Annotated in this window: 25 protein-coding genes and 1 riboswitch; of the genes, 12 read left to right on the top strand and 13 right to left on the bottom strand. The window is 71.3% G+C overall.

Annotation, left to right across the window (positions count from 1 at the left end):
* Positions 1-88 precede the first annotated feature (88 nt).
* Positions 89-628, bottom strand: coding sequence for an SAV_6107 family HEPN domain-containing protein (locus tag OG622_RS36635; protein ID WP_371580916.1), 540 nt, complete (start codon positions 626-628; stop codon positions 89-91).
* A gap of 174 nt (positions 629-802) precedes the next feature.
* Here OG622_RS36635 and OG622_RS36630 point away from each other — a divergent pair, with 174 nt between their 5' ends.
* From OG622_RS36630 to OG622_RS36615, 4 genes are all read left to right on the top strand, one after another.
* A complete protein-coding gene (locus tag OG622_RS36630) occupies positions 803-1,753 on the top strand; it encodes an ATP-binding cassette domain-containing protein (protein WP_371580915.1) in 951 nt (316 codons plus the stop codon).
* Entirely contained in the window at positions 1,725-3,809 is a 2,085-nt protein-coding gene (locus OG622_RS36625; RefSeq protein ID WP_371580914.1) for a YhgE/Pip family protein, read from the top strand. The genes OG622_RS36630 and OG622_RS36625 overlap by 29 nt, the downstream gene beginning before the upstream one ends.
* Positions 3,810-3,844: 35 nt before the next feature.
* Positions 3,845-4,477, top strand: coding sequence for a TetR/AcrR family transcriptional regulator (locus tag OG622_RS36620; RefSeq protein WP_371580913.1), 633 nt, complete (start codon positions 3,845-3,847; stop codon positions 4,475-4,477).
* A gap of 428 nt (positions 4,478-4,905) precedes the next feature.
* Positions 4,906-6,420 (top strand): phytoene desaturase family protein, encoded by a 1,515-nt coding sequence (locus OG622_RS36615; protein ID WP_371580912.1) that lies wholly within the window; start codon positions 4,906-4,908, stop codon positions 6,418-6,420.
* Positions 6,421-6,453: 33 nt separating this feature from the next.
* Here OG622_RS36615 and OG622_RS36610 read toward each other — a convergent pair whose 3' ends face one another.
* From OG622_RS36610 to OG622_RS36585, 6 genes are all read right to left on the bottom strand, one after another.
* Positions 6,454-7,437 (bottom strand): hypothetical protein, encoded by a 984-nt coding sequence (locus tag OG622_RS36610; RefSeq protein ID WP_371580911.1) that lies wholly within the window; start codon positions 7,435-7,437, stop codon positions 6,454-6,456.
* 56 nt (positions 7,438-7,493) lie between these two features.
* On the bottom strand, positions 7,494-8,417 hold the full coding sequence (gene metF, locus OG622_RS36605; protein WP_371580910.1) for a methylenetetrahydrofolate reductase [NAD(P)H]: 924 nt from the start codon (positions 8,415-8,417) through the stop codon (positions 7,494-7,496).
* Positions 8,418-8,528: 111 nt separating this feature from the next.
* Positions 8,529-9,173 (bottom strand): thiamine phosphate synthase, encoded by a 645-nt coding sequence (thiE, locus tag OG622_RS36600; protein WP_371580909.1) that lies wholly within the window; start codon positions 9,171-9,173, stop codon positions 8,529-8,531.
* A 127-nt stretch (positions 9,174-9,300) separates the two neighbouring features.
* Positions 9,301-9,666, bottom strand: coding sequence for an Rv2175c family DNA-binding protein (locus OG622_RS36595; protein ID WP_286257474.1), 366 nt, complete (start codon positions 9,664-9,666; stop codon positions 9,301-9,303).
* Between the two features lie 107 nt (positions 9,667-9,773).
* Entirely contained in the window at positions 9,774-11,003 is a 1,230-nt protein-coding gene (locus tag OG622_RS36590; RefSeq protein WP_371580908.1) for an NAD(P)/FAD-dependent oxidoreductase, read from the bottom strand.
* A gap of 57 nt (positions 11,004-11,060) precedes the next feature.
* Positions 11,061-11,444 carry a hypothetical protein gene (locus OG622_RS36585; protein WP_371580907.1) on the bottom strand — a complete coding sequence of 128 codons (384 nt, stop codon included), beginning with the start codon at positions 11,442-11,444 and terminating at the stop codon, positions 11,061-11,063.
* A gap of 52 nt (positions 11,445-11,496) precedes the next feature.
* A riboswitch (TPP riboswitch) is annotated at positions 11,497-11,608 on the top strand.
* On the opposite strand from OG622_RS36585, the gene thiO reads away from it, so the two are divergent.
* The 5 genes from thiO to OG622_RS36560 all read left to right on the top strand — a co-directional run bounded on the left by thiO (position 11,606) and on the right by OG622_RS36560 (position 17,158).
* Positions 11,606-12,781, top strand: a complete 1,176-nt coding sequence (gene thiO, locus OG622_RS36580) for a glycine oxidase ThiO (RefSeq protein WP_371580906.1) — start codon at positions 11,606-11,608, stop codon at positions 12,779-12,781. Its footprint overlaps the riboswitch before it by 3 nt.
* A 14-nt stretch (positions 12,782-12,795) precedes the next feature.
* Complete coding sequence (thiS, locus tag OG622_RS36575) at positions 12,796-12,996, top strand: sulfur carrier protein ThiS (RefSeq protein ID WP_371584336.1); 201 nt, start codon at positions 12,796-12,798, stop codon at positions 12,994-12,996.
* Positions 12,997-13,000: 4 nt separating this feature from the next.
* The gene (locus OG622_RS36570) at positions 13,001-13,795 is read left to right on the top strand and encodes a thiazole synthase (RefSeq protein WP_371580905.1); all 795 of its coding nucleotides are present in this window, start codon (positions 13,001-13,003) and stop codon (positions 13,793-13,795) included.
* A gap of 162 nt (positions 13,796-13,957) precedes the next feature.
* The gene (gene pknB, locus OG622_RS36565; RefSeq protein ID WP_371580904.1) at positions 13,958-15,874 is read left to right on the top strand and encodes a Stk1 family PASTA domain-containing Ser/Thr kinase; all 1,917 of its coding nucleotides are present in this window, start codon (positions 13,958-13,960) and stop codon (positions 15,872-15,874) included.
* Between the two features lie 372 nt (positions 15,875-16,246).
* Positions 16,247-17,158 (top strand): deoxyribonuclease IV, encoded by a 912-nt coding sequence (locus OG622_RS36560; protein ID WP_371580903.1) that lies wholly within the window; start codon positions 16,247-16,249, stop codon positions 17,156-17,158.
* A 46-nt stretch (positions 17,159-17,204) separates the two neighbouring features.
* On the opposite strand, the gene OG622_RS36555 is transcribed toward OG622_RS36560, so the two are convergent.
* A complete protein-coding gene (locus OG622_RS36555) occupies positions 17,205-17,852 on the bottom strand; it encodes a sulfite oxidase-like oxidoreductase (protein ID WP_371580902.1) in 648 nt (215 codons plus the stop codon).
* A 174-nt stretch (positions 17,853-18,026) separates the two neighbouring features.
* On the opposite strand from OG622_RS36555, the gene bfr reads away from it, so the two are divergent.
* Positions 18,027-18,506 carry a bacterioferritin gene (bfr, locus tag OG622_RS36550; RefSeq protein ID WP_371580901.1) on the top strand — a complete coding sequence of 160 codons (480 nt, stop codon included), beginning with the start codon at positions 18,027-18,029 and terminating at the stop codon, positions 18,504-18,506.
* 24 nt (positions 18,507-18,530) lie between these two features.
* Here the strand turns inward: bfr and OG622_RS36545 are convergent, their stop codons facing one another.
* The 3 genes from OG622_RS36545 to OG622_RS36535 form a co-directional block, all read right to left on the bottom strand.
* Positions 18,531-18,773 carry a bacterioferritin-associated ferredoxin gene (locus OG622_RS36545; RefSeq protein WP_371580900.1) on the bottom strand — a complete coding sequence of 81 codons (243 nt, stop codon included), beginning with the start codon at positions 18,771-18,773 and terminating at the stop codon, positions 18,531-18,533.
* Positions 18,774-18,936: 163 nt separating this feature from the next.
* On the bottom strand, positions 18,937-20,286 hold the full coding sequence (locus tag OG622_RS36540) for a class II 3-deoxy-7-phosphoheptulonate synthase (protein ID WP_371580899.1): 1,350 nt from the start codon (positions 20,284-20,286) through the stop codon (positions 18,937-18,939).
* A 110-nt stretch (positions 20,287-20,396) separates the two neighbouring features.
* Positions 20,397-21,917: a hypothetical protein gene (locus OG622_RS36535; protein ID WP_371580898.1), complete on the bottom strand. Its 1,521-nt coding sequence runs from the start codon at positions 21,915-21,917 to the stop codon at positions 20,397-20,399.
* A 120-nt stretch (positions 21,918-22,037) separates the two neighbouring features.
* Here OG622_RS36535 and OG622_RS36530 point away from each other — a divergent pair, with 120 nt between their 5' ends.
* Both OG622_RS36530 and OG622_RS36525 read left to right on the top strand, forming a co-directional pair.
* Positions 22,038-22,115, top strand: coding sequence for a trp operon leader peptide (locus OG622_RS36530; protein ID WP_371584335.1), 78 nt, complete (start codon positions 22,038-22,040; stop codon positions 22,113-22,115).
* 118 nt (positions 22,116-22,233) lie between these two features.
* Positions 22,234-24,096, top strand: coding sequence for an anthranilate synthase family protein (locus OG622_RS36525; protein WP_371580897.1), 1,863 nt, complete (start codon positions 22,234-22,236; stop codon positions 24,094-24,096).
* Between the two features lie 190 nt (positions 24,097-24,286).
* Here OG622_RS36525 and OG622_RS36520 read toward each other — a convergent pair whose 3' ends face one another.
* Positions 24,287-25,315 carry a 6-phosphofructokinase gene (locus tag OG622_RS36520; RefSeq protein ID WP_371580896.1) on the bottom strand — a complete coding sequence of 343 codons (1,029 nt, stop codon included), beginning with the start codon at positions 25,313-25,315 and terminating at the stop codon, positions 24,287-24,289.
* A 164-nt stretch (positions 25,316-25,479) separates the two neighbouring features.
* The gene (locus tag OG622_RS36515; RefSeq protein WP_371584334.1) at positions 25,480-26,127 is read right to left on the bottom strand and encodes a response regulator; all 648 of its coding nucleotides are present in this window, start codon (positions 26,125-26,127) and stop codon (positions 25,480-25,482) included.
* Between the last annotated feature and the right edge of the window lie 79 nt (positions 26,128-26,206).

Below are 26,206 nucleotides of genomic sequence, written 5' to 3'. Positions count from 1 at the left end.
GGCGATGGGCTTGCGTCTCCGCCGGGCCCGGGGGCGCGGTGGAGGGTGCTGATGCCCCAACCCTAATGGGCGGCGCCGGGGCGGTCGGTCAGCCCGCGTCCGGTATCCCCGGGGTGCCGTCCCGCCGGGGCTGGGGCAGCACCGGCTGGAGCACCAGCATCCGCTCGACGAGGCGCAGGAACATCGCCACGTCGCGTATGAGGTCGTCGGCGTCCCGTGCGCTCGCCGCGCCCTGGATGTCCGCCTCGGCGCGCGCGCGGCGGGCGGCGCCGGAGGCGAACAGCGCGCTCCACTCGGTGAGTTCGGGCGCTATCTCGGGGAGCACTTCCCAGGCGCTCCTGATCTTGGCGCGGCGCTTCGGGGTGAGTTCCGGGCGGCCCCGGGCGGCGAGCACCGCGGCGGCGGTGCGCAGGGCGGCCAGGTGGGCGGTGGCGTACCGCTCGTTGGGCGTCAGGTGGCCGGACGCCTCGTCGAGTCCGGAGCGGGCCTGGGCGAGCAGGTCGAGGGCGGCGGGCGGGGCCGTCGCCCTGCGCAGCACGGGGTGCACGTCGCCCGGCGGGCCGGTCAGTGAGGGGGCAGGGCCGGTGGCACGGCGCCGGTTGGCGGCTGCTGCGTGGTGGCTGGCCATGACGAACCTCCTGTCGTCTGCGGACGGCACGCCCTGACACGAGGTGCCGTATGTGCCCATCGTGCGGTATGCCACTGACAATCCGTTCTGACCTGCCCTTTTGCTTCGATCAGAGGTTCGGAGTAGTTTCTGCACTGACCAGTCAGTACAAAAGCACGGAGAGGCTTGGGGGACATGGCAGAGCCAGGGGAGACGGACGCCGGGCAGGGGACGGCCCGCGGTGTCGCCGTCGGTGCCGAGGGGTTCGGCCTCAAGGGGCCGCGCGGCTGGGCGTTCCGGGGTGTGCGGTTCGGCGCGGAGGCCGGCTCGCTGGTCGCGGTCGAGGGGCCGTCCGGGTCGGGCCGGACCTGTCTGCTGCTCGCGCTCACCGGGCGGATGAAGCCGAGCGAGGGCGAGGCGACGGTCGGCTCCCTGCGGCTGCCGAAGCGGATGGCGGCCGTGCGCCGGATCAGCGCCCTCGCCCATGTCCCCGGTGTGACCGACCTCGACCCGGCTCTGACCGTCGGGGAGCACCTGCGCGAACGGGCACTGCTGCAGCGGCGGTTCGACGGCTCCCTGCGCGGGCTGCTGCGCCCCCGGGCCGAGCGCGCCGCCGAGGCGAAGGGCCGGATCGAGGCCGCCCTGACCGCGGCCGGACTCGACCGCGAGGCCCTGCCCAAGGGCTCCAGGACCGCCGTGCGCGACCTGGACCGGATGGAGGCCCTGCGGCTGTCCGTCGCCCTCGCGCTCGTCGGCCGACCCCGGCTGCTCGGCGTCGACGACACCGACCTGAAGCTCTCCGACGCCGAACGGGCCGAGATGTGGACCCTGTTGAGGTCCCTCACCGAGTCCGGGATCACGGTGGTGGCGGTGTGCGGCGAGGCCCCGGAAGGAGCGGTCGTCGTGTCGACGGGGCCGGACGGAGGCGCACGCGCGCGTGAGGGCGTACGCGAAGCCTCCGAGCCCGACAGCGAAACCGCGACGGACACCGGCGCGGACACCGGCACCGGCGCAGGTACGAGTGCTCGTACGGGTGCCGGTGCCGGCACCGGCGAAGACGGCAACAACAACGACGACACCCACGACAACACCGACAACACCGACAAGGAGACGGCCGATGCGCTCGCCGAGACTCGCCGCGCTTGAGCTCAGGCGCTTCGGCCGGGGGAAGCTGCCGCGCGCCGCGCTGGTCTCGCTCCTGCTGCTGCCGTTGCTGTACGGGGCTCTGTACCTGTGGTCCTTCTGGGACCCGTACGGCCGTCTGGACCGCGTCCCCGTGGCGTTGGTGAACGACGACAAGGGGGCGTCGGTCGGCAAGGAGAGGCTGACCGCGGGCGACGACATCGCCGAGGGGCTGCGGGAGAGCGACACCTTCGAGTGGCACCGGGTGAGCGCCGCCGAGGCCCGTGCGGGCGTCGAGGACGGCACGTACTACCTGTCGCTGACCATGCCGAAGGACTTCAGCGAGCGGATCGCGTCGAGTTCCGGGGACGTGCCGGAGACCGGCGCTCTCCAGGTGCGGACGAACGACGCGAACAACTACATCGTCGGGCAGATCTCGCGGACGGTGTTCTCTGAGGTGCGGACGGCGGCGTCGACGAAGGCCTCACGGTCGTTCCTGGACCGGATCTTCATCTCGTTCTCGGACATCCACGGGAAGACCGAGGAGGCGGCGGACGGCGCCGACGACCTCAAGGGCGGCATCGACAAGGCGGAGAAGGGCTCCAAGGACCTCGCGGACGGCCTGAAGACGGCCAAGGAGGGCAGCGGGGAGCTGTCCGGCGGGCTGAAGGACCTGGACGAGGGCGCGGGTGACCTGGAGGACGGCGCTCAACAGGTCGCGGACGGCACCGGCAAGCTCGCCGACAAGGTCGGCGCCGCAGCGGACCAGGTACGGCCCTTCCTGAAGGAGAACGGCGACACGATCGCCGACACCGCCACCCTGGTCGCCGACTCGGCGGCCACGATCCGGGACCACCTCGACGCGTTCGTCGAGACGGCACCGGCCGCCGCGACCGGCACCCGTGCCGCCGCGGACACCCTGGACGACGTCCACAAGAGGCGCTGCGAGGAGGCCGTGCTGCCCGACACGGCCTGCGCGGACCTGAAGAAGGCCAAGGACGCGGCGGCGGAGGCGGCCGTGCTCGCCGAGGACGTCAACACCGTGGTGAAGAACTACGACGGTGACATCAAGGCCTTCGACAAGGACCTGGAGACCCTGGAGAAGCAGGCCCGCGCCCTGGCGAAGGCGGCGCCCACCCTGTCCACGGACCTCGACGACGCCGTCGCCAAGGTGAACGCGCTCGACAAGGGCGCCACGAAGGTCGCCAAGGGTGCCAGCACGCTCCACACGGGCCTCGGCACCGCGAAGACCGGCGCGGAGGACCTGGACACCGGCGTCGGCACCCTCAAGACGGGCGCGGTCGACCTCAAGGGCGGCATGTACAAGCTGGCCGACGGCTCCGGGAAGCTCGCGGGCGGCCTGCACGACGGGGCCGAGCAGATCCCGGACTACGACGAACGGGACCGCGACCGGCGTACCGAAGTGATGGCCGACCCGGTGCGGTTGGCCAACAGGGACCTGCACAAGGCGCCCAACTACGGCACCGGGTTCGCCCCGTACTTCATCCCGCTGTCCCTGTGGGTGGGCGCGATGGTGGCGTACATGCTGATCCAGCCGCTCAACCGGCGGGCCCTCGCGGCGGGCGCCCCGGCGTGGCGGATCGCGCTGGCGGGCTGGCTTCCGGTGGCCGCCCTGGGTGCGCTGCAGACGGTCGCGCTGATGGCGGTGCTGCACTGGGCGGTCGGCCTGGAGATGGCGCGGGCGGCCGGGACGGTGGGCTTCCTGTTCCTGGTGACGGCGTGCTTCGCGGCGATCGTGCAGTGGCTCAACGCCCGTTTCGGGGCGGCGGGCCGGATCCTCGTCCTCGCCTTCCTGATGCTGCAGTTGACGTCCGCGGGCGGCACGTATCCCGTGCAGACCAGCCCGGACTTCTTCAACGCGGTCCATCCCTTCCTGCCGATGAGCCATGTCGTCGACGCCCTCAGAAGGCTCATCACGGGCGGCGGTCTGGGCCCTGTCCGGGACGCCTGCGCGGTTCTGGTGGCCTTCACCGTCGGCGCCCTCGCGCTGACCGCCCTGTCCGCCCGCCGCAAGCAGGTGTGGACGCTGGACCGGCTGCACCCGGAGTTGAGCCTGTGACCGCGCACGGCACGGTTCCTGTGACAATCAGGGCCATGGAAAGCAGCAACGCCCCCGGCGGCGCAGGCGGGGGCCGCCGCGAGGCGACCCGGCAGAAACTCTACGAGGCGGCCGTCACCCTCATCGCGGAGCAGGGGTTCTCCGCGACCACGGTGGACGAGATCGCCGAGCGCGCAGGCGTCGCCAAGGGCACCGTCTACTACAACTTCGCAAGCAAGTCGGTCCTCTTCGAGGAGCTGCTGCGGCACGGCGTGGAACTCCTCACCGCCTCCCTCCGGGAGGCCGCCGAGCGGACCGCGCGGGAGGGCGGCAGCAGGGTCGCCTCCCTGGACGCGATGATCCGCGCCGGACTCCACTTCATCGACCGCTACCCGTCCTTCACCCAGCTCTACGTGGCCGAGCTCTGGCGCACCAACCGCGCCTGGCAGTCCACGCTGATGGTCGTCCGGCAGCAGGCGGTCGCGGTCGTCGAGGGCGTGCTGCGCGAGGGCGTCGAGGGGGGCGAGCTGAGCGACGAGATCGACATCGGCCTGACGGCGTCGGCCCTGGTCGGCATGGTCCTGGTGGCCGCCCTGGACTGGAAGGCCTTCCAGCCGGATCGCTCCCTGGACGATGTCCACGCCGCGCTGTCCCGGCTGCTCCAGGGCCGGGTGAGCGGAAACCGCTGACCGGACCGGAGCACGGACGAGGGCGCCGGTTCGAACCGGCCGCGTCCCCCGCGGCCACCTCGAACCGGCGCTTTCCCGTATCCCCCGTATCCCCCGTACTCCCCCGTGCCTCGCTCCCGCCGACCCATGTCGACGGAAGGAGCGGTAAGAGCGAGAGCCGTTCCGCCGCCCCGTGCCGGCGGTACCGGAGCCGCGCCCCTTCCCGTGCCTCCACTCTCCCGTTCCCGCAGGTGGGAGCCCATCCGTACGCGTACTCATCTCCCCGGCTGAGTACGGGTACTCAGCCCTGCGTACTCACCCCCAGACCTCTCTGTTGCCAACTGGTGACGATCGCGTCCGCGTTCCTACTCCCCGCAGTCGCCGAACAACCGCGCCCCGAGCCATCCCACGAGATCGAACTGTCAGTGGCGGCCGATAAAGTCGCTGCCATGGCAAGAATCGCGGTGATCGGCGCCGGCCTCGGCGCGATGGCAGCCGCCGCCCGGCTGGCCGTCGCGGGCCACAGCGTGGTGGTGCACGAGAGCACGGCGACCTACGGCGGAGCCGTGGGCCGCTTCGAGCGCGAAGGCTTCGCGTTCGACACGGGCCCGGGGCTGCTGCCACTGCCCGCCGTCTACCGCGATCTGTTCCTCAAGACCGGCAAGGAACCGCTGGAGAAGTGCGTCGACCTGGTCCAGGTCGACCCGGCGGCCCGGCACGTCTTCGCGGACGGCACGGACCTCCTGCTTCCCAACGCCTCACGCGCGGGCGTGGTCGCCGCCCTGAACACGGCGCTCGGCTCGGACGCGGGCGACCGCTGGGGCGACTTCCTGGTGCGCGCCCGCGAGGCCTGGGACCGTACCCGGCGGCCCCTCCTGGAGGAGCCGCTGTGGCCCGACCGGCAGGTGCTCGCCGAGCGCGAGCCCTACCCCTCGGTGCCCCACAGACGGCTTCTGCGCACCCGCCGCGCCGGCACGCTCGCCGAGGTCGGCGCGTGGGAGCTGCGCGACCCCCGGCTGACGGCCCTGCTGGAGAGTCACGCCCTCGCGTACGGGCTGGACCCCAGGAACGTACCGGCGAGCGCGGCGGTCCTGCCGTACCTGGACCACGCCTTCGGGACCTGGTACGTCCGGGGCGGCATACGGGAGTTGGCGCGGGCGCTGTACGAGCGGTGCCTGGCCCGGAAGGTCGAGTTCGTCTTCGGTGCCGAGGTCACGGGGATCGTCGAGAAGGACGGCCGGGCGGCCGGGGTGGAGCTGGCGGACGGTGCGGTGACCGAGGCGGACTTCGTGGTCGCCGGGGTCGCGCCCGAGGCGCTGAGCCGATGGGTGCGGCAGTCGGCCGTACGGAGTGCGGGTGACGTACCGGCCCAGCGGGGGGCGACGAGCCGTCTGACCGTGCTGCTGGCGCTGCGTGGCCGCCGACCGGACGGCGCTGCGCACCGGACGGTGGTGCACACGGAGGACCGCGAAGGTGAGCTGGACCTCCTGTTCGGCCCTTCCCCCGGAATGGTCGCGCGGCCCACGGTGACGGTGCTGCGCCCCGACGATCCGGGACTGGTGCCGGACTCCGAGCATGAGGCGGTCACGGTCACGTGCGCGGTCCCCGCCGAACCCGACCGGAGCCGGGCCGACGCGGACGTCGTCGATCAGCGGGCGGAGCGGCTGATCGCCACCGCCGAGCGTGCCGTGCCCGACCTGCGCGAGCGCCTTCTCTGGCACGAGGTCCGCACCCCGGCCGACATCGCGCGGACGACCGGTGCGGAGGGGGGCGCGGTTCCGGCGCCGGCGCTCGCCGCGGCCGACGGCCGCCTGCTGCACCCGTCCAACACCACCGCGACACCGGGTCTGTTCACCGTCGGCGGCTGGTCCCACCCCGGCGGCGGCCTCCCGCACGCCGGGATGTCGGGCGCGCTGGTGGCCGGACTGATCGTGGAGGGACCGGACTTCCGCGGTTCACAGTGAGCCGCCGGGGCTCAGCGGGATTCCGGTGAGCCTTCAGAAACGGTACTGCTGCTCGTCGTAGCCGCTCTGGCCGTTGCCGCTCTGGCCGTTGCCGTTCTGGCCGTTGCCGTTCTGGCCGTTGCCGTTGCCCTGGTGCGGGTCCTGCTGGTCCGCCGGGAGGCCGGAGCCGAACGGGTCGAACGAGTCGTCGGTGTTGCGCTGCTGCGGGACCCAGACACCGCCGGGCGGGGTCTCGCCGCCGTAGCCGCCGTTGCCGTACTGGTCCTGGACGTAGCCCTGTTGACCGTATCCCTGCTGGCCGTAGGACTGGTCGTACGAGGCCGTGGCGTCGTACGTCTGCGTGCCGATGTACGGGTCGGAGTAGGCGGCGTACTGCTGCTGGTTCGGGTCGTAGCCGTAGCCCTGCTGGTCGTAGCCGTAGTAGGCGAAGGCCTCGTCCTGCGCGGACTGGTCGGCGGTCGCGTAGGGCTGGTCGGGGGCGCCGGCGTAGGCGTTGTCGTCGCGGTAGACGCCGTAGGTGTTGGTGTCGTCCGGCAGGGGCTCCGGGGAGTAGACGGCGGCCGCGGAGGGCGTGGACTGCGGGCGGACGAACACGTCGTCGTCGCGGTCGTCGTCGAGCGGGTCGCCGCCCTGGCGGTACGTTCCGGCCGCCGTGGACTCCAGGTCCATGACCTGCTGAGTCGAGTCCTGACGGTCGGGTTCGCCGCGCCGCCGCTTCTTGCCGGCCTTGGCCGGCCTGGCGCCGTCCTCGCCCTCATCGGAGCGCGGACGGACGGCCCAGCCGGCCTCGAAGCCGCGACGGAAGGAGAGGGTCACGTAGGTCTGCCCGGCCGCGAACCCGATCGCGCCCAGCGCGATGACGATCACGTTGGGGATCAGCACACCGAGGACGACGCAGAGGAAACCGGCGAAGGCGAGCAACCGCCAGCGCAGACGCGCCTTGTACTGCAGCAGCACCTCACCCAGCAGCCACAACGCGACGACACCGAACGCGATATAGAGGACCGTCCAGCCCATGTACGCCCCTCTCCCTGTGGCCGCTACGCAGTGTGTCGTACGCGAGTGCGACCGGTCTAGGCCCGTGGTGGATGGTGCGGGCCCAGGTTCTCGTAGATTTCCAGTGTCGCAGTGGAGTTGTTCAGGGTGATGAAGTGAAGTCCGGGGACTCCTTCGTCCAGCAGCCTCGCGCAGAACTCCGTGGCGAACTCGATGCCAATGGAGCGTACAGCGGCCGGATCGTCTTTGGCTGTGACGATCCGCTCTTTCAGGGCGTTCGGGATGGCGGCGTTGCTGAGTTGCGGCAACCGTTCCAGCATCTTCACGCTGGTGACGGGCATGACCTCGGGAATGACAGGGGTTTCGCAGCCGGCCTTCGCGACCGCGTCTCTCAGACGGAGGTACGACTCCGGGTGGAAGAACATCTGCGTGATCGCGTAGTCGGCGCCGGCTCGGCACTTGTCGACGAAGCGCGCCACGTCACTGTCCCAGTCCGGGGACCGCGGGTGCATCTCCGGGAAGGCCGCGACGCCCACGCAGAAGTCGCCCGACTCCTTGATGAGCCGGACGAGTTCGGCGGCGTACGTCAGTCCCTGCGGATGTGCGATCCACTCGGCCATGGGGTCGCCGGGCGGGTCGCCGCGGACCGCGAGCATGTTGCGGATCCCGGCGTCCGCGTACTGGCCGATGATGTTGCGCAGCTCGGCGATGGAGTGGCTGACCGCGGTGAGGTGGGCGACCGGGGTGAGGGTGGTGTCGGCGGCGATCTGCTCGGTCGCCTTCACCGTGCCGGCCCGGGTGGAGCCACCGGCGCCGTACGTCACGGAGACGAAGCTGGGGGCGACCGCCTCGATCCTGCGGAGGGCGTTCCACAGGTTCCGCTCGCCCTTCTCCGTCTTGGGCGCCCAGAACTCGAAGGAGTACGTGGTCCTGCCCGTGGCGAGCATGTCGCGCACGGTGCGTGCGTGATCAGTCCTGGTGGAAGCGGTTCCTAGGGCCATACCGGCAGGTTAGTCAGGTCACGGCCGTCACCCAACCAGAGCTGGGATATTTGTCCGCTTTGCCGACCTGTTGTCCACGCCTTGGACAGCCGCGGTCCGGGGGCGGGGCGGCTAGAGGCTGCGCAGGCGCTTGGTGAACTCCGCCGCGGCGGATCCGGGGTCGTCCGCCTCCGTGATCGCCCGCACGACGACGGCCCGGCGGGCGCCCGCCTCGACGACCTCGTCGAGGTTGCCGAGGTCGATGCCGCCGATGGCGAACCAGGGGCGGTCGGTGCCGAGGGCGGCGGTGTACCGCACGAGGTCCAGGCCGGGGGCGTGGCGGCCGGGCTTGGTGGGGGTGGGCCAGCAGGGGCCCGTGCAGAAGTAGTCCACGCCCTCCTGGACGGCCGCGGCGGCGGCCTCTGCCTCGGCGTGGGTGGAGCGGCCCATGAGGACGTCGGCTCCGAGGACGGCGCGGGCGGCGGGGACGGGGAGGTCGCCCTGTCCGAGGTGCAGCACATCCGCGCCGATGGCGTGGGCGACGTCCGCGCGGTCGTTGACGGCGAGCAGCCTGCCGTGCCGGCGGCAGGCGTCCGCGAAGACCTGGAGGTGCTCCAGCTCCTCGGCCGCCTCCATGCCCTTGTCGCGGAGCTGCACGATGTCCACGCCGGCGCCCAGGACCGCGTCCAGGAACTCCGGCAGGTCACCCTGGCGCTTACGGGCGTCCGTGCAGAGGTAGAGCCGGGCGTCGGCGAGCTGTGCGACGGCGTCGGGCATGCGTCGGTCCCCCGTTGGCGGTGCGTTGTCAGTGCGGCGTACGGGAGCCGAGGCCCGCGAGGGGCACGGCTCCCGTACGCCGCACAGGTGGCTGCGTCACTATTTTTCGGTGCTTCAGGTGTTTCGGTCAGACGGCGAGCGCCTGGGCACGGCGCTTCACCTCCGTGCCGCGATTCTCGCTCAGGGCCTGGGCCGGGGTGCCGGGCAGGCTCGGGTCCGGAGTGAAGAGCCACTCCAGCATCTCTTCGTCGGTGAAGCCGTCGTCCCTCAGCAGGGTCAGGGTGCCGGTCAGGCCCTTGACCACCTTGTCCTCGTCGATGAAGGCGGCGGGGACGTGCAGCGCGCGGTTCTCACCACGGCGTACGGCGATGAGCTGGCCTTCCTTCACCAGCTGCCGCACGCGGGTCACCTCGACGTCCAGCATTTCTGCGATGTCGGGGAGGTTCAGCCACGCGGGGACGAGAGCATCGATCTTTGCGTCAATCTCGGTCACGTCTCCAAGACTGCCATCTGGGACTGACAGTGGGTAGCCGGGCCGCCCCGACGAAAGCCGACAGGGGGTACGCGGAGCGCCGGACGGCGGGGAAACGCGCCCGCCCGCTACGCCGTCGCCGCCTTCAGGGGCCTGGCCGGGTCCTCCAGCAGCTCCGGGTTCATCGGCGTGCCCGCCTCGATCAGACGGCGGCCCTGGGCCAGGTCGCGGGGGCGGCCCACCGCCAGGAGGGCGACCAGTCGGTGCTCGCGGAGCCAGCAGACCGACCAGGCGGCGCCGGTGGGGTCGCCGCGCCGGACCATGGTGTCGGCGGAGGCGTGGTGGCCGGCGTACTGGACGAAGCGGCCGAACTGCTCGGACCAGAAGTAGGGGACGGGATCGTAGGCCTCGGGGGTCTCGCCGACGATGTTCGCGGCGACCGTGCGCGGGCCCTGGAGGGCGTTGTCCCAGTGGTGGACGAGGAGGCGCCGGCCGTACCTGCCCGAGGGGAAGGAGGCGCAGTCGCCGACGGCGTAGACGTCCGGTGCGGAGGCGCGCAGGTGGTCGTCGGCCACCACCTCGCCGTGTGCGCCGAGTTCGATGCCCGAGTCCTTCAGCCAGGCCGTCGCGGGGCGCGCGCCGATCCCCACGACGACCGCGTCGGCCGGCACCCGGGTGCCGTCGTCCAGGACCACCGTCCCGGGCTCGACGCGCTCCACGCGCGCGTGGGTGCGCAGGGTGGTCCCGCTGTCGGCGTACCAGGCGGTCATCGGCGCGGCCACCTCCGCCGGGAGCGCGCCCGCGAGCGGGCGGTCGGCCGCCTCGACGACCGTCACCGCGCAGCCCGCCTCGCGCGCGGCCGTGGCGAACTCGGCGCCGATCCAGCCCGCGCCCACGACCACGATGTCGTGCTGCCGGGCCAGCACGGGCCGCAGCCGCTCGGCGTCGTCCAGGGTCCGCAGCAGATGCACCCCGGGCACGCCCTCGGCGCCCGGCAGCCGGATCGGTTCCGCGCCGGTCGCGAGGACGAGGAGGTCGTACGGGACGGGCCCGGCGGCCGTGTCGAGTTCGTGGTCGGCGAAGCGCAGGCCCGACACCTCGCGGCCCAGCCGGAGTTCGATGCCGAGCGCCTCGAAGTCGACGTCGAAGGCGGAGCCCTCGGCCTTGCCGAGCAGCACGGCCTTGGAGAGCGGCGGCCGGTCGTACGGCTGGTGCGGCTCGGCGCCGATCAGCGTCACATCGCCGGTGAAGCCCTTCTCACGCAGGGCGACCGCGGTCTGCACGCCGGCCATGCCCGCGCCCACGACGACCACGCGCCGCGCCGGCGTTCCGCCCCTGTGCTGCGTCTGCTCGCTCACCCGGTCACCATAGACAACTGACATTCGGTCAGTCAGGGAGCCGGGTGGACCCGCCGTTCAGCGGGTGGGTCGACGGTCGCTCTCCGTCGGCCGGCCCGCGGTCTCGTCGATCTGCTCCACCACGCTCGTACCGCTGCCCGGCCGCGACTCCCACTCCCAGGTCTCCTCCAGCCGGACCCGCCCGTCGGCCAGCTCGACCACCAGGGACCGGCAGTGCCCGGACGCGGTGGTCCCGTCGGTCTTCAGCTGTACGTACCGGAAGTCCAGCCGGTCCCCCACGCGCGTGCCCACGAGGTGACCGCGCACGACGTCACCGCCCGCGTACTCGGCCCAGATCTCGCCGTCCCCCTCGTGGTACGCGAACCGGGTGCGGGTGCCCACCTGACCTGGGGCCTGGTCCGCGACCGGGGCGAGGACGAGACCGTCGAGCGAGCGGACCATGAGCGGAGGCTCCCTTACTGGGACGAACGGCGAGGGCTAAGGTGGGCCAACGTAGAGCACTCGCGGGAGCCCGGACGCACCGGGCTGAGAGGGAGGCTGGCGGCCTCCGACCGTACGAACCTGATCCGGGTCATGCCGGCGAAGGGAGGGGCTGGACGCCCATGTCGCGTACGCACACGTCAGACGTCCTCGTCGTGGGGGGCGGAATCATCGGGCTCGTCACGGCGTGGCGGGCCGCGCGGCGCGGTTTCGCCACGGCCGTGGTCGATCCCGCGCCCGGCGGCGGGGCCGCGCAGGTGGCGGCCGGGATGCTCGCCGCGGTCACCGAACTGCACTACGGCGAGCAGACGCTGCTGGGGCTCAACCTGGAGTCCGCGCGCCGCTACCCGGACTTCGCGGCCGAGCTGACGGAGGCGACCGGCCTCGACCTCGGCTACCGCCGCTCGGGCACCCTGGCCGTCGCGCTCGACGCCGACGACCGCGCCCACTTGCGCGAACTGCACGCCCTGCAGCGCCGGTCGGGCCTGGACTCGGAGTGGCTGAGCGGCCGCGACTGCCGCCGTCTGGAGCCGATGCTCGCGCCGGGCGTGCGCGGCGGACTGCGGGTCGACGGGGACCACCAGATCGACCCGAGGCGGCTCTCCAGGGCCCTCGTCGCGGCCTGCGAGCGCGCCGGCGTCATATTCCACCGGAGCTGGGCCGAGGAGCTGTCGGTGGTCCGGGAGCGGGCCGCAGGGGTCCGGGCCGGTGACGGTGACCGGCTGTCCGCCGGGCAGGTCGTCCTCGCCGCGGGCAGCCTCAGCGGGCGGCTCGCCGGGGTCCCGGACGACGTGCTGCCCCCGGTGCGACCGGTGAAGGGGCAGGTGCTGCGGCTGACCGTGCCGAAGCAGTACGCGCCCTTCCTGAGCCGTACCGTGCGGGCCGTGGTGCGCGGCAGCCATGTCTACCTGGTGCCGCGCGCGAACGGCGAACTGGTCGTCGGCGCGACCAGCGAGGAGCAGGGCTGGGACACCACGGTGACCGCGGGCGGGGTGTACGAACTGCTGCGGGACGCCCATGAACTCGTCCCCGGGATCACCGAACTCCCGCTCACCGAGACCCGCGCGGGCCTGCGCCCGGCCTCCCCCGACAACGCGCCGCTCCTCGGCCCCTCCGGGCTCGACGGCCTGGTCCTCGCGACCGGCCACCACCGCAACGGGGTGCTCCTCACCCCGGTCACCGGCGATGTGCTGGCCCATGTGCTGACCACCGGTGAACTGCCGGAGGAGGCCCGCGCCTTCACACCCTTGCGGTTCCGCGCCGGCGCGGCCCGTGAACTCCTGGAGCAGCCCGTATGAGCGCCACCGGGACACTGACCGTCCTCGTCAACGGGGAGCGTCGGCAGATCGCTCCGGGCACGGCCCTCGACGCGCTCGTGCGGACGCTCGCCCCGTCGCCCGCCGGTGTCGCCGCCGCGCTCAACGAAACCGTCGTCCCGCGCGCGCGGTGGACGACCACCGCCCTCGCCGAGGGGGACCGCGTCGAGGTCCTCACAGCCGTCCAAGGAGGCTGATCCCATGGCAGACGACCCCTTCGTCCTCGGCGGTACGACGTACTCGTCCCGTCTGATCATGGGCACCGGCGGGGCGCCGAGCCTCGACGTCCTGGAGCGCGCGCTGGTGGCCTCCGGCACGGAGCTGACGACGGTCGCGATGCGCCGCGTGAACGCGTCCGTGCACGGCTCGGTCCTGTCCGTGCTCGACAGGCTCGGCATCCGGGTGCTGCCCAACACGGCCGGCTGCTTCACGGCGGGCGAGGCCGTGCTGACGGCCCGCCTCGCGCGCGAGGCGCTCGGTACGTCCCTGGTCAAGCTGGAGGTCATCGCCGACGAGCGCACGCTGCTTCCCGATCCGATCGAACTGCTCGACGCGGCCGAGACGCTCGTCGACGACGGTTTCACCGTGCTGCCGTACACGAACGACGATCCCGTGCTCGCGCGCAAACTGGAGGACGTGGGCTGTGCCGCGATCATGCCGCTCGGATCGCCCATCGGGTCCGGGCTCGGCATCCGCAACCCGCACAACTTCCAGCTGATCGTGGAGCACGCGCGCGTGCCGGTGATTCTCGACGCGGGTGCCGGTACGGCGTCGGACGTCGCTCTCGCGATGGAGCTGGGGTGCGCCGGGGTCATGCTCGCCTCCGCCGTGACCCGGGCCCAGGAGCCGGTCCTCATGGCCGAGGGCATGCGGCACGCGGTCGAGGCGGGGCGGCTGGCGTACCGGGCGGGCCGCATCCCCCGTCGGCACTTCGCGGAGGCGTCGTCGCCGGGCGAGGGGCTGGCGCGGCTGGATCCGGAGCGCCCCGCGTTCTGAGTCGGATCTCACGCCACCCGCCCCCCACTCGAACAGCCGAACGAGTTTCGCCGCGCGCCCGCCTGTCACAGCCCTGCGCTCCGGGTCACAGCTCTGCTGCAGTACGTCTCCGGTACCACGCGACTTATGGGCCTGTCGGCGGCGGCTCGTACACTCACCTGCGTGGACACGACCCTTCAGGACCCGCTTGTCGGCCATGTGCTCGACGGCCGGTATCGAGTCGAGGCGCGGATCGCGGTCGGCGGCATGGCCACGGTCTACCGGACCGTGGACACCCGCCTCGACCGTGTGCTCGCGCTCAAGGTGATGCATCCGACGCTGGCCGCGGACCGGACGTTCGTCGAGCGGTTCATCCGTGAGGCCAAGTCAGTGGCACGGCTGTCCCACCCGAACGTGGTGGGGGTCTACGACCAGGGCACCGACGGCCCGTACGTCTATCTCGCGATGGAGTACGTCGCCGGCTGCACCCTCCGTGACGTGCTGCGCGACCGCGGGGCGCTGCAGCCCCGCGCGGCGCTGGACATCCTGGAGCCGGTGCTCGCCGCGCTCGGCGCCGCGCACCGCGCCGGGTTCGTGCACCGGGACATGAAGCCGGAGAACGTGCTGATAGGGGACGACGGCCGGGTCAAGGTCGCCGACTTCGGGCTCGTACGGGCCGTGGACACCGTCACCAGCACCACCGGCACCGTCCTCGGCACCGTCTCCTACCTCGCCCCCGAGCAGCTGGAGCACGGCACCACCGACACCCGTGTCGACGTGTACGCGTGCGGCGTGACGCTCTACGAGATGCTCACCGGCGGCAAGCCGCACGGCGGGGAGTCCCCCGCGCAGGTGCTGTACCACGCGCTGCACGACGACGTGCCGCCGCCGTCGGCCGTCGTGCCGGGGCTGCCGTACGAGCTGGACGCGCTGGTCGCCTCGGCGACCGCGCGCAATCCGGAGCTGCGGCCGTACGACGCCGTCGCGCTGCTCGCGCAGACGCTGGACGCGCGGGCGGGGCTGAGCGACGAGCAGCTGGACGCGGTGCCGCCACAGGCGACAGCCGCGGGCCATGACAACGCGGACGACCGGACGAGCGTGATCCCGCGCTCGCTGTCCGTGTCGCGGTCGGTGGCGCCGGAACCCGACCTCCACAACCGTACGAGCCGGTTCGAGTCGCCTCCGCCGCCACCCCGGCGCCCGCGCAACGCCCCGGCGCCCCGCCGCGGGCTGCTGGCGGTCGTCGTCGCGGTACTGCTCGTCCTCGGTGTGGGTGGGGGCGTCTGGTACATCAACTCGGGCCAGTTCACACAGGTCCCGGCCGTGCTGCAGCAGAGCCGGGCGGACGCCACGAAGCGGCTGCAGGGCGCCGGGCTGGACGTCGACGTCGAGCAGGCGTTCAGCGACACCGTGAAGCGCGGCAGGGTGATCAGCACCGACCCGGCGCCCGGGGAGCGGATCCGGGACAACGACATCGTGACGATAACGATCTCCAAGGGCCCGGAGACCGTGAAGGTGCCCGACCTGAAGGGGAACCGGCTGGACGCGGCGAAGGGCCAGCTGAAGGACGACGGGCTCGAACCGGGGCTGGTGACAAGGGAGTTCAGCGACGAGGTCATCCGGGGACAGGTGATCGGCACCGAACCGGGCTCCGGCACCGAGATCTCCTCGGGCTCCGCCGTCAGGATCGTGGTCAGCCGGGGCGCCCCGGTGGAGGTGCCCGAGCTGTCCGGTTCCTCGGTCGACGACGCCACCGCCCAGCTGAAGGAGGCCGGCCTCAAGGTGAAGACCGCCTCGAAGCAGGTCAACTCCGAGTTCGACAAGGGGCTCGTGGCCGAGCAGTCGCCGGGCGCGGGCAAGCAGGTCGGCGAGGGCGACACCGTCACCCTGACGATCTCCAAGGGCCCCGTGATGGTCGAGGTCCCGGACGTCGTGGGCGACAGCGTCGACGAGGCGACCCGGAAGCTGCGGGACGCCGGCTTCGAGGTCGAGGAGGACCGGGGCATCCTCGGATTCTTCGCCGACGAGGTGAAGGGCCAGTCGGTGGACGGCGGCGACACGGCGGCCAAGGGATCGAAGATCACGATTGAGATCGGCTGACCGACGCCGGGCCGGACCGGCCGTTCGGGATCATCCGCCGGGCCGGACCGGGGCCGGCCGGACCGGGGCCGGCCGGACCGGGGCCGGCCGGACCGGGGCCGGCCGGACCGGGGCCGGCCGGACCGGGGCCGGCCGGACCGGGGCCGGCCGGACCGGGGCCGGCCGGACCGGGGCCGGCCGGTTGGGATCGGCCGGCCGCCGGGGCCGACAGAGGTGGTCGGCCGTGCGGGAGTCACAGGCAGCAGAAGTGTCCGGACGAAAGTTGCGGGAAGCAGACCCGTCCGGACGGAAGTTACCCGGAGCAGGGGCGTCCGGGCGGCAGCCGTCGAAGCTGCCGGTCGGGCGCCGCGGGTCGCATGACACCCTGGTGCCGTGAGCACTCAGCAGTCCTCCGGCCTCTCCGGCCCGCCCTCCAGCCTCCCCGGCCCGTCCCGGAACCCCGTCGGCGGGCATATCCCCGTCGCCGGTGGTCTGAACTCCGTAGGGCTGACGTACGCCCGTGAGCTCAGGGCCGAGACGGTCCAGGTCTTCGTCGCCAATCCGCGCGGCTGGGCGACTCCGGTCGGGAACCCCCGGCAGGACGAGGAGTTCCGGGCGGCCTGTGCCGAGGAGTCGATCCCCGCATACGTGCACGCGCCCTATCTGATCAACTTCGGGTCGCACACCGAGGCGACGGCGGAGAGGTCCGTGGAGTCGATGCGGCACTCGCTGCGCCGGGGGCGGGCGATCGGCGCGCTGGGCGTGGTCGTGCACACGGGGAGCGCGACCGGCGGGCGGGACCGGTCGGTGGCGCTGAAGCAGGTGCGTGAGTATCTGCTGCCGCTGCTGGACGAGTTGACCCACGACGACGACCCGTTCCTGCTCCTGGAGTCGACGGCGGGCCAGGGGGCTTCGCTCTGTTCGCGCACCTGGGACTTCGGGCCGTACTTCGAGGCGCTGGACTCCCATCCCAAGCTGGGCGTCTGCCTGGACACCTGCCACATCTTCGCGGCGGGACACGATCTGACCGGGCCGAGCGGTATGCACCAGACCCTCGACCTGCTGGTGGACACCGTCGGCGAGGGCCGGCTGAAGCTGATCCACGCCAACGACTCCAAGGACGTGGTCGGCGCCCACAAGGACCGCCACGAGAACATCGGCTCCGGCCACATCGGCGAGGACCCGTTCCGTGCCCTGATGACCCACCCCGCCACCGAGGGCGTCCCCCTGATCATCGAGACACCGGGCGGCAAGGAGGGCCACGCGGCGGACGTGGAGCGCCTGAAGAAGCTCAGGGACGGCTGACGCCCGGTCTCGGACCGTCAGGACCGCGTCAGAACCGCCAGGACCCTCAGAGTTCGGGGCCGTCCCCCGGCTCCTCCTGGTACGAGTAGCGCTGTTCCTGCCAGGGGTCGCCGACGTTGTGGTACCCGCGTTCCTCCCAGAAACCGCGGCGGTCGGCGGTCATGTACTCGATGCCGCGGACCCATTTGGGGCCCTTCCAGGCGTACAGGTGGGGGACGACGAGGCGGAGCGGGAAGCCGTGTTCGGCGGTGAGGAGTTCGCCGTCCTTGTGGGTGGCGAAGATCGTGCGGTCGTCGGCGAAGTCGGCGAGGCGGAGGTTGGAGCTGAAGCCGTACTCGGCCCACACCATCACATGGGTGACCTCGGGGCCGGGCGGCGCGGTGCGCAGGATCGTACGGGCCGGAATGCCGCCCCACTCGGCGCCGACCATGCTGAACTTCGTCACGCAGTGCAGATCGGCCACGACCGAGGCGTACGGCAGGGCGGTGAACTCCTCGTGGGTCCAGCAGTGCTTCTCGCCGTCGGCGGTGGCGCCGAAGACCCGGAAGTCCCAGCGCTCGGGGCGGAACTTGGGGACGGGCCCGTAGTGCGTGACCGGCCAGCCGCGCTGGAGGCGCTGTCCCGGCGGAAGCTGCGACGGTGGCGCGTTCTCAGATGCGCGATCTCCTGATGCGCGTTCCACCGGCTGACCCATGACTCCATCCTGACAGACCTCGAGTGGTGCACATGACCAGGGTCCACCCGACCCGGACATTTAGAACTAAGGCTGCACTTACTTACTAAGCTTGCACTTACTGGACGATCTTCGGCAGCGGTGCAATCATCGCGGCGCAACCTCCCCATTCCCGCTTGGTAAGGAGCTTCCGCGATGCAGGGCGACCCCGAGGTCCTCGAATTCCTCAACGAGCAGCTGACCGCGGAGCTCACCGCGATCAACCAGTACTTCCTGCACGCGAAGATGCAGGAGAACTTCGGCTGGACGAAGCTCGCGAAGTACACGCGTCACGAGTCGTTCGACGAGATGAAGCACGCGGAGGTGCTCACCGACCGGATCCTGTTCCTGGACGGGCTGCCGAACTACCAGCGACTGTTCCACGTCCGGGTGGGCCAGACGGTCAAGGAGATGTTCGAGGCCGACCGGCAGGTCGAGGTCGAGGCGATCGACCGCCTCAAGCGCGGCATCGAGGTGATGCGCAACAAGGGTGACATCACCTCGGCGAACATCTTCGAGTCGATCCTCGCGGACGAGGAGCACCACATCGACTACCTCGACACCCAGCTGGAACTGCTGGAGAAGCTCGGCGACGCGCTGTACATCGCGCAGCTGATCGAGCAGCCGGAGAGCTGAGCCCACGCAGGGCCACCTTCAGGGCTACGCGGCTTCCTCGAGTTCGTCGAAGTCGGAGAGCACCCGCTGCGTCCGGTCGGCCAGGTCACGGGACGGGCACGCGCCCCTGCCCAGGATCGCCTGGATCCGGCGTACGCATGAACCGCAGTCCGTGCCCGCCTTGCAGGCCGACGCGATCTGGCGAGGCGTGCAGGCGCCGTCCGCCGCGTGCTTCTTGACCTGCTGCTCGGTGACGCCGAAGCAACTGCAGACGTACACGCGGTCCACCTCCCGCCGGGGTCGATTGCTGGCGCCACCCCGATGATCGGTGAGGCTAACCTAACCTTACCCGGCAGGCCGGAACCGCAAAAGTGGAGTGGGGCGCGGATCGTCTGTGATCCGCGCCCCACCTCATGCCCCTGTAACAGGCGCACCCACTGCTGATCTGCTACTAGTCCCGGTACAGCTCCGCGACGAGGAACGCCAGGTCCAGGGACTGGCTGCGGTTGAGCCGGGGGTCGCAGGCGGTCTCGTAGCGCTGGTGCAGGTCGTCGACGAAGATCTCGTCGCCGCCGCCCACGCACTCGGTGACGTCGTCGCCGGTCAGCTCCACGTGGATGCCGCCCGGGTGGGTGCCGAGGCCCTTGTGGACCTCGAAGAAGCCCTTGACCTCGTCGAGTACGTCGTCGAAGCGGCGGGTCTTGTGGCCGGAGGCCGCCTCGTAGGTGTTGCCGTGCATCGGGTCGGTGATCCACGCGACGGTCGCGCCGGAGGCGGTGACCTTCTCGACCAGCTCGGGCAGCTTGTCGCGGACCTTGTCCGCGCCCATGCGCACGATGAAGGTGAGCCGGCCGGGCTCGCGGTCCGGGTCGAGGCGCTCGATGTACTGCAGCGCCTCCTCGGCCGTGGTCGTCGGGCCGAGCTTGATCCCGATCGGGTTGCGGATCTGCGAGGCGAACTCGATGTGCGCGTGGTCCAGCTGGCGGGTGCGCTCACCGATCCACACCATGTGCGCCGACACGTCGTACAGGTGCCCCGTGCGCGAGTCCACGCGGGTCAGCGCCGACTCGTAGTCGAGCAGCAGCGCCTCGTGCGAGGAGAAGAACTCGACGGTGCGGAACTCCTCCGGGTCGGCCCCGCAGGCGTGCATGAAGTTCAGCGCCTGGTCGATCTCGCGGGCGAGCTGCTCGTAGCGCTGGCCGGACGGGGACGACTTCACGAAGTCCTGGTTCCAGGCATGCACCTGGCGCAGGTCGGCGTAGCCGCCGGTGGTGAAGGCGCGGACCAGGTTGAGCGTGGAGGCGGAGGCGTTGTACATCCGCTTCAGGCGCTCGGGGTCCGGGATGCGGGACGCCTCGTCGAAGTCGAAGCCGTTGACCGAGTCGCCGCGGTAGGTCGGCAGGGTCACGCCGTCGCGGGTCTCGGTGCCCTTGGAGCGCGGCTTGGAGTACTGCCCGGCGATACGGCCGACCTTCACGACCGGCACGGAGGCCGCGTACGTGAGGACGGCGCCCATCTGGAGCAGCGTCTTCAGCTTGTTGCGGATGTGGTCGGCCGACACGGCGTCGAAGGCCTCGGCGCAGTCGCCGCCCTGGAGGAGGAACGCCTCTCCCTTGGCGACGGAAGCCATCCGGGCGCGCAGCTGGTCGCACTCGCCCGCGAAGACGAGCGGCGGATACGACTCGAGCTCCGCAACGACTGCGCGCAGAGCCTCGGTGTCGGGGTACTCGGGCTGCTGCGCCGCGGGCAGGTCTCGCCAGGTGTTGCCAGCGCTCGCGCTGGACTTAGCGTTCACGGTCACGACGTCCACATTACGGGGTCGTGTCGGGCGTCCATCCCATTGCTCATCAAGTGAGACGAACCCCGCTCGATCGGAGCGGGGTTCGTCGGGTCGCCGGCGTGGGGCCCGCGTCAGTGCAGGTTCATGACCGCGCTGTCGTCGAAGCCCACGGCGAAGACCGTGCGCAGCGAGAGGTTGGCGGCGTTGTCGTAGCCGTCACAGGCGTTCTTCTTCTCGTCCGGCTCCTCGACGGCCTTGAACTCGTGGGGGTAGCTCGTGCGCAGGCTCGTACCGGGGCAGATGTGTTCCGTCAGCCCCCACAGCTCCTCCACCTGGTCCGCGCCGAGCTTCGGCCAGTAGCTCAGGGCCTGGGGTGTGCCCACCGCCCAGTTCCCGTTGGCGTACACCGTGTCGCCGACCGTGCGGTTGCACGCGGTGGTGGCCCGGGTGTCGCCCACCCAGGTGCGCGAGAACACGGCGGGCTGGAGGGCGCAGCCCTTGTGGAAGGCGAAGTTCAGCAGTCCGGTGCTGTCGGTCCAGGTCATGCCGCCCTGCAGTCCCACATAGCGGGACGCGGCGTAGGCGTCCTGGATCACGGTCTTGCCGCCGGACATGTTCAGCAGCCCGGGATAGGTCGAGGCGCTCGTCGGATTGAGCTGGTAGCGCACCACCCGGCCGCCCGCGGCGCTGCCGAACCACTCGCCGGTGACCAGCTTGTACGGGCTGCCCCCGGACTTGTCGAGGGAGAGCCAGGAGTAGCACAGGGAGTCGGCGTCGGGCGTGCCGTTCACGGCGTCCGCGTCGCACGCGCCGGAGGGCGGCGGGGAGGCCTGCTTGTAGTAGTGGACCTGCGGCAGCACGTACGGGTAGCCGCAGGCGCTGGACTTTCCGGAGCTGTCGATGCCGTAGGAGTTGAGGCCGGAGCCGTAGGTGTCGACCTTGCCGAGCTTGTTGATGTCGAAGACGCGGATGCCGTTGGAGGTGTCCGTGACGTAGAGGTAGTTGCCGTACCAGACAAGGCCGCCGCCGTGGCCGGTGACGAACTTGAAGTCCGCGCCGCCCTCCGTCGGCTCGGCGAGCAGGATGTGGCGGTACTTCTTGGTGTCACGGTCGATGAGGGTGAGCTTGAGCAGGTTGTTCGTCTTGCACTTGTCGTTGGCCTCGTAGTCGCCGGCCGCGTTGGTCTTGAACGTCTCGTAGTGCCAGGCGACCGCCGTGACGCGTTTGTCCTGGATGGCGCCGTCGGCTCCGTCGGCGGTGCCGGTGCTGCTCATGCCCTGCGGCCACCAGCGCGGAGTGGTGTCGTCGCCGTGCGCCGAGGACCAGCACCAGGCGACCTTCCTGTTCACCGGCGGCAGGGCCTTCGTCTCGTCGCCGGCGCACGCGCGCATGGTGCGCAGGTTCATCCAGGGGTCGGTCGCCCCGGAGGAGTCCGTCGTGTAGTTGGTGGTGACGACGTCCGCGAGGTCGGCGTCGGCCAGCTTGCCGTCGAGGGTGGTCGCGGCCGACACGGTGCTCGTGTCGGTCATCTTGAACCTGTCGCCGCTGAGCGTCAGCTTCGTCACCACCGGCTCGTCCGCGGCCGCCGCGGGTTGTCCGGTGAGCCCGGCGAGCAGGGCGGCCGCCGCCGCGACGAAGGCCAGGGGCCTCATTCTCCGTATGAGTGACACACTCGCCCTTCCGTATCCGCAAATCGACTAGAACATGTCAAAGATCGAACCGAGAGTGATCATAAGGAGAACCTCCGACAGGATCACGTGAGTTCACGGGAGATGTCCGGTAAGGTGCCGCGCATGTTCGCGCACTCGATCCAGAACTGGTGGTGGACCGCTCATCCGGCGGCCCACTGACTGCGCGTACGCAAGACTTCGCGAAGGCCGCCCGAGGGGCGGCCTTCGGTGTTTCCAGGGCCCGGCCGCTCCTCCCCGATCACCGCGACGACCGTGATCCCCCAGGGAAGAGGAACCCATGGACCTGACCCGGCTGCTGTCCGACGACCGCCCGTTCGCCCTGCTGCGCCGCCGCACACCCGGCCTCCACGACCACGACACGGTGGAGCTGCTCATCGGCCCGGTGACCACGTGCGAGCGGCTCGCCGACATCCCCGAGGAGGGGCTGGCGCTCGTGCCCTTCCGGCAGATCCGCGAACGCGGCTTCGACGTCCGTGACGACGGGACGCCCCTGTCGGTGCTGGTGCCGGAGGAGTCGTACGGGCTGCCGCTGGAGCGGGTCCTCGCGGAGCTGCCCGCGCATGACGTCCGGGTCGAGGGCGGGGGCTTCGACGTGGACGACGAGGAGTACGCGGAGATCGTCGGCCGGGTGCTGCGCGAGGAGATCGGGCGGGGCGAGGGCGCGAACTTCGTGATCCGGCGGACGTACGAGGGCACCGTCCCTGGCTTCGGCCGCGCCGACGCGCTCGCGCTGTTCCGGCGCCTGCTGGAGGGCGAGCGGGGCGCGTACTGGACGTTCGTGGTGCACACCGGTGAGCGCACGCTCGTGGGTGCCAGCCCGGAGGTGCACGTCCGGATGTCCGGCGGGACGGTCGTGATGAACCCGATCAGCGGGACCTACCGCTATCCGGCCGAGGGGCCGACGCCGGAGGACCTGCTGGCCTTCCTCGCCGACGGCAAGGAGATCGAGGAGCTCTCGATGGTCGTCGACGAGGAACTCAAGATGATGTGCACGGTCGGGGACATGGGCGGGGTCGTGGTCGGGCCCCGGCTGAAGGAGATGGCGCACCTCGCGCACACCGAGTACGAGCTGCGCGGGCGGTCCTCCCTGGATGTGCGGGAGGTGCTGAGAGAGACGATGTTCGCCGCCACGGTCACCGGGTCGCCGGTGCAGAACGCGTGCCGGGTGATCGAACGGCACGAGGTGGGCGGGCGCGGGTACTACGCGGGAGCGTTGGCGCTGGTGGGGCGGGATTCCGGGGGCGCGCAGACCCTCGACTCGCCGATTCTGATCCGTACCGCCGACATCGCGGCGGACGGGCGGCTGAAGGTGCCGGTGGGGGCCACGCTCGTCCGGGGTTCGGATCCGGCGGGCGAGGTCGCCGAGACGCACGCGAAGGCGGCGGGGGTGCTGGCGGCGCTGGGCGTACGGGCCGGTCGGGCGGGGCGGGAGCGGGTGCGGCCGCAGTTGGCGGAGGACCCTCGGGTGCGGGCGGCCCTGGACGGGCGGCGCGCCTCACTGGCGCCGTTCTGGCTGCGGATGCGGGAGCGGACGGCCGAGCTCACCGGGCACGCGCTCGTGGTGGACGCCGAGGACACGTTCACCGCGATGCTCGCGCATCTGCTGCGGTCGTCGGGGCTGGAGGTGTCGGTACGGCGGTACGACGAGCCGGGGCTGCGGGAGGTCGTGCGCGCGCATGAGGGCGTGGTGGTGCTGGGGCCCGGGCCCGGGGATCCGGGGGATCTCGACGACCCGAAGATGCGGTTCCTGCGGTCGCTGACCGCCGAGGTCGTGCGGGGGCATCGGTACGGGGTGCTGGGGGTGTGTCTCGGGCATGAGCTGATCGCGGCGGAGTTGGGGCTGGGGATCGTGCGGAAGGAGGTGCCGTACCAGGGGGCGCAGACCGGGATCGATCTGTTCGGGCGGGAGGAGACGGTCGGGTTCTACAACAGCTTCGTGGCGTACTGCGATGACGAGGCGGCGGCAGAACTGGCGGCGCGTGGGGTCGAGGTCAGCCGCACCGTGAGTGGGGAGGTGCATGCGCTGCGGGGGGCCGGATTCGCGGGGGTGCAGTTCCATCCGGAGTCCGTGCTGACGTTGGACGGGGTGTCGGTGGTGCGTGAGTTGGTGGCGGGGGTTCAGTCCCTGCGCGCGCTCTAGGGTTCCTCGCCCCCGCCGCCCCTACCCGTCCCCTCCCCAGGGGCATCCCCAGGGGCGCTGCCCCAAAAGCGAAAAGCAGGGGCCGCAGCCCCTGCTTTTCAGGGGCGCGGGGAACTGCGCGAGCAACCACACACCACCCGCACCCGCACCCGCCGACGCACCCCACCCTCCACGCCATGCCGCGGCGGGCTCAGCCGAAGAAGACGCTGATTTCGTCGTACAGCTCGGGGTCGACCGTCTTCAGCTTGGCCGTCGCGTCGGCGATGGGGACGCGGATGATGTCCGTGCCGCGGAGGGCGACCATCTTGCCGAAGTCCCGGTCACGCACGGCGTCGATCGCGTGGAGGCCGAAGCGGGTGGCGAGCCAGCGGTCGAAGGCGGAGGGGGTGCCGCCGCGCTGGACGTGGCCGAGGACGGTCGTACGGGCCTCCTTGCCCGTACGCCTCTCGATCTCCTTGGACAGCCATTCGCCGACCCCGGAGAGGCGGACGTGGCCGAAGGAGTCGAGCGAACCGTCCTTGAGGACCATCTGGCCGTCCTTCGGCATGGCTCCCTCCGCGACGACCACGATCGGCGCGTACGACGCCTTGAAGCGGGACGTCACCCAGGCGCACACCTTGTCGACGTCGAAGCGCTGTTCGGGGATGAGGATGACATTGGCACCGCCGGCCAGGCCGGAGTGGATGGCGATCCAGCCGGCGTGACGGCCCATCACCTCGACGACGAGGACCCGCATATGGGACTCGGCGGTGGTGTGGAGGCGGTCGATGGCCTCCGTCGCGATGCCGACCGCCGTGTCGAAGCCGAAGGTGTAGTCCGTGGCCGAGAGGTCGTTGTCGATCGTCTTCGGGACGCCCACGCACGGCACGCCGTACTCGTCCGACAGTCGCGCGGCCACACCGAGCGTGTCCTCGCCGCCGATGGCGATGAGCGCCTCGACCTCCTGCTTGGCGAGGTTGTCCTTGATACGGCGGATGCCGTTCTCCTGCTTGAGCGGGTTGGTGCGTGAGGAACCGAGGATGGTGCCACCGCGGGGCAGGATGCCGCGGACGGCGGGGATGTCGAGGCGGACGGTGTCGTTCTCGAGCGGACCCCGCCAGCCGTCCCGGAAGCCGACGAAGTCGTAGCCGTACTCCTGCACGCCCTTGCGGACGACGCCCCGGATGACGGCGTTGAGCCCGGGGCAGTCGCCGCCTCCGGTGAGTACTCCGACGCGCATGGAAATGTCCCTTCGCCGCAGTTACCTGGTGAAGCCACGCTAAAGGTGATCCAGGTCACTTCAACATGAACGGGAAGGTCAATTCCGGCGAATTACCGCCCATTGAGGGTGAGTTGAGCGGAGTTGATCAACTCACCTTCACCCTATGGGGTGATTCGTGGCGTTTACTCGTCGTCGAGACCACGCTCTATGGCATAGCGGACCAGTTCCACCCGGTTGTGGAGCTGGAGCTTGCCGAGAGTGTTCTGGACGTGGTTCTGGACCGTGCGGTGCGAGATCACGAGGCGTTCGGCGATCTGCTTGTAGCTCAGCCCCTTGGCGACGAGCCGGAGCACCTCGGTCTCGCGGTCGGTGAGCTGCGGCGCCTTGGGCTCGTCGGCGCCCGGCGCGGGGGCCGGCTCGGAGGCGAGGCGGCGGTACTCGCCGAGGACCAGGCCCGCCAGGCCGGGGGTGAAGACGGGGTCGCCGACCGCGGTGCGGCGTACGGCGTCGGTCAGCTCCTCGGTCGAGGCGGACTTCAGCAGGTAGCCGGTCGCGCCGGACTTCACCGCCTCCAGTACGTCCGCGTGCTCCCCGCTCGCCGACAGGACCAGCACCCGCAACGCCGGGTTCGCGCCCACCAGTTCCTTGCAGACCTGCACCCCCGGCTTCGCGGGCAGGTTCAGGTCCAGGACGAGGACGTCCGGAGCTGCGGCGCGGGCGCGCCGCACCGCCTGCTCGCCGTCGCCCGCCGTCGCGACCACGTCGAAGCCGGCGTCGGCCAGGTCACGGGCGACGGCGTCCCGCCACATGGGGTGGTCGTCGACCACCATGACCTTGATCGGGCCGCTCCCGCCGGACTGTGCCGGTCCGTCCGCCGACCCGCCGTTCCACATGCTCTCCACGCGCTCC

Source organism: Streptomyces sp. NBC_01314 (genome assembly GCF_041435215.1).
In the GTDB taxonomy this organism is placed as follows: domain Bacteria; phylum Actinomycetota; class Actinomycetes; order Streptomycetales; family Streptomycetaceae; genus Streptomyces.
The sequence above is the reverse complement of the archived record's forward strand: the minus strand, read 5'-3'. Positions and strand labels throughout refer to the sequence as shown.

Excerpts from the sequence above, each read along its gene's own strand:
- OG622_RS36635 (WP_371580916.1), bottom strand. The coding sequence starts at position 628 with ATGGCCAGCCACCACGCAGCAGCCGCCAACCGGCGCCGTGCCACCGGC.
- OG622_RS36630 (WP_371580915.1), top strand. The coding sequence starts at position 803 with ATGGCAGAGCCAGGGGAGACGGACGCCGGGCAGGGGACGGCCCGCGGT.
- OG622_RS36625 (WP_371580914.1), top strand. The coding sequence starts at position 1,725 with ATGCGCTCGCCGAGACTCGCCGCGCTTGAGCTCAGGCGCTTCGGCCGG.
- OG622_RS36620 (WP_371580913.1), top strand. The coding sequence starts at position 3,845 with ATGGAAAGCAGCAACGCCCCCGGCGGCGCAGGCGGGGGCCGCCGCGAG.
- OG622_RS36615 (WP_371580912.1), top strand. The coding sequence starts at position 4,906 with ATGGCAAGAATCGCGGTGATCGGCGCCGGCCTCGGCGCGATGGCAGCC.
- OG622_RS36610 (WP_371580911.1), bottom strand. The coding sequence starts at position 7,437 with ATGGGCTGGACGGTCCTCTATATCGCGTTCGGTGTCGTCGCGTTGTGG.
- metF (WP_371580910.1), bottom strand. The coding sequence starts at position 8,417 with ATGGCCCTAGGAACCGCTTCCACCAGGACTGATCACGCACGCACCGTG.
- thiE (WP_371580909.1), bottom strand. The coding sequence starts at position 9,173 with ATGCCCGACGCCGTCGCACAGCTCGCCGACGCCCGGCTCTACCTCTGC.
- OG622_RS36585 (WP_371580907.1), bottom strand. The coding sequence starts at position 11,444 with ATGGTCCGCTCGCTCGACGGTCTCGTCCTCGCCCCGGTCGCGGACCAG.
- thiO (WP_371580906.1), top strand. The coding sequence starts at position 11,606 with ATGTCGCGTACGCACACGTCAGACGTCCTCGTCGTGGGGGGCGGAATC.
- OG622_RS36570 (WP_371580905.1), top strand. The coding sequence starts at position 13,001 with ATGGCAGACGACCCCTTCGTCCTCGGCGGTACGACGTACTCGTCCCGT.
- OG622_RS36555 (WP_371580902.1), bottom strand. The coding sequence starts at position 17,852 with ATGGGTCAGCCGGTGGAACGCGCATCAGGAGATCGCGCATCTGAGAAC.
- bfr (WP_371580901.1), top strand. The coding sequence starts at position 18,027 with ATGCAGGGCGACCCCGAGGTCCTCGAATTCCTCAACGAGCAGCTGACC.
- OG622_RS36535 (WP_371580898.1), bottom strand. The coding sequence starts at position 21,917 with ATGAGGCCCCTGGCCTTCGTCGCGGCGGCGGCCGCCCTGCTCGCCGGG.
- OG622_RS36530 (WP_371584335.1), top strand. The coding sequence starts at position 22,038 with ATGTCCGGTAAGGTGCCGCGCATGTTCGCGCACTCGATCCAGAACTGG.
- OG622_RS36525 (WP_371580897.1), top strand. The coding sequence starts at position 22,234 with ATGGACCTGACCCGGCTGCTGTCCGACGACCGCCCGTTCGCCCTGCTG.
- OG622_RS36520 (WP_371580896.1), bottom strand. The coding sequence starts at position 25,315 with ATGCGCGTCGGAGTACTCACCGGAGGCGGCGACTGCCCCGGGCTCAAC.
- OG622_RS36515 (WP_371584334.1), bottom strand. The coding sequence starts at position 26,127 with ATGGTGGTCGACGACCACCCCATGTGGCGGGACGCCGTCGCCCGTGAC.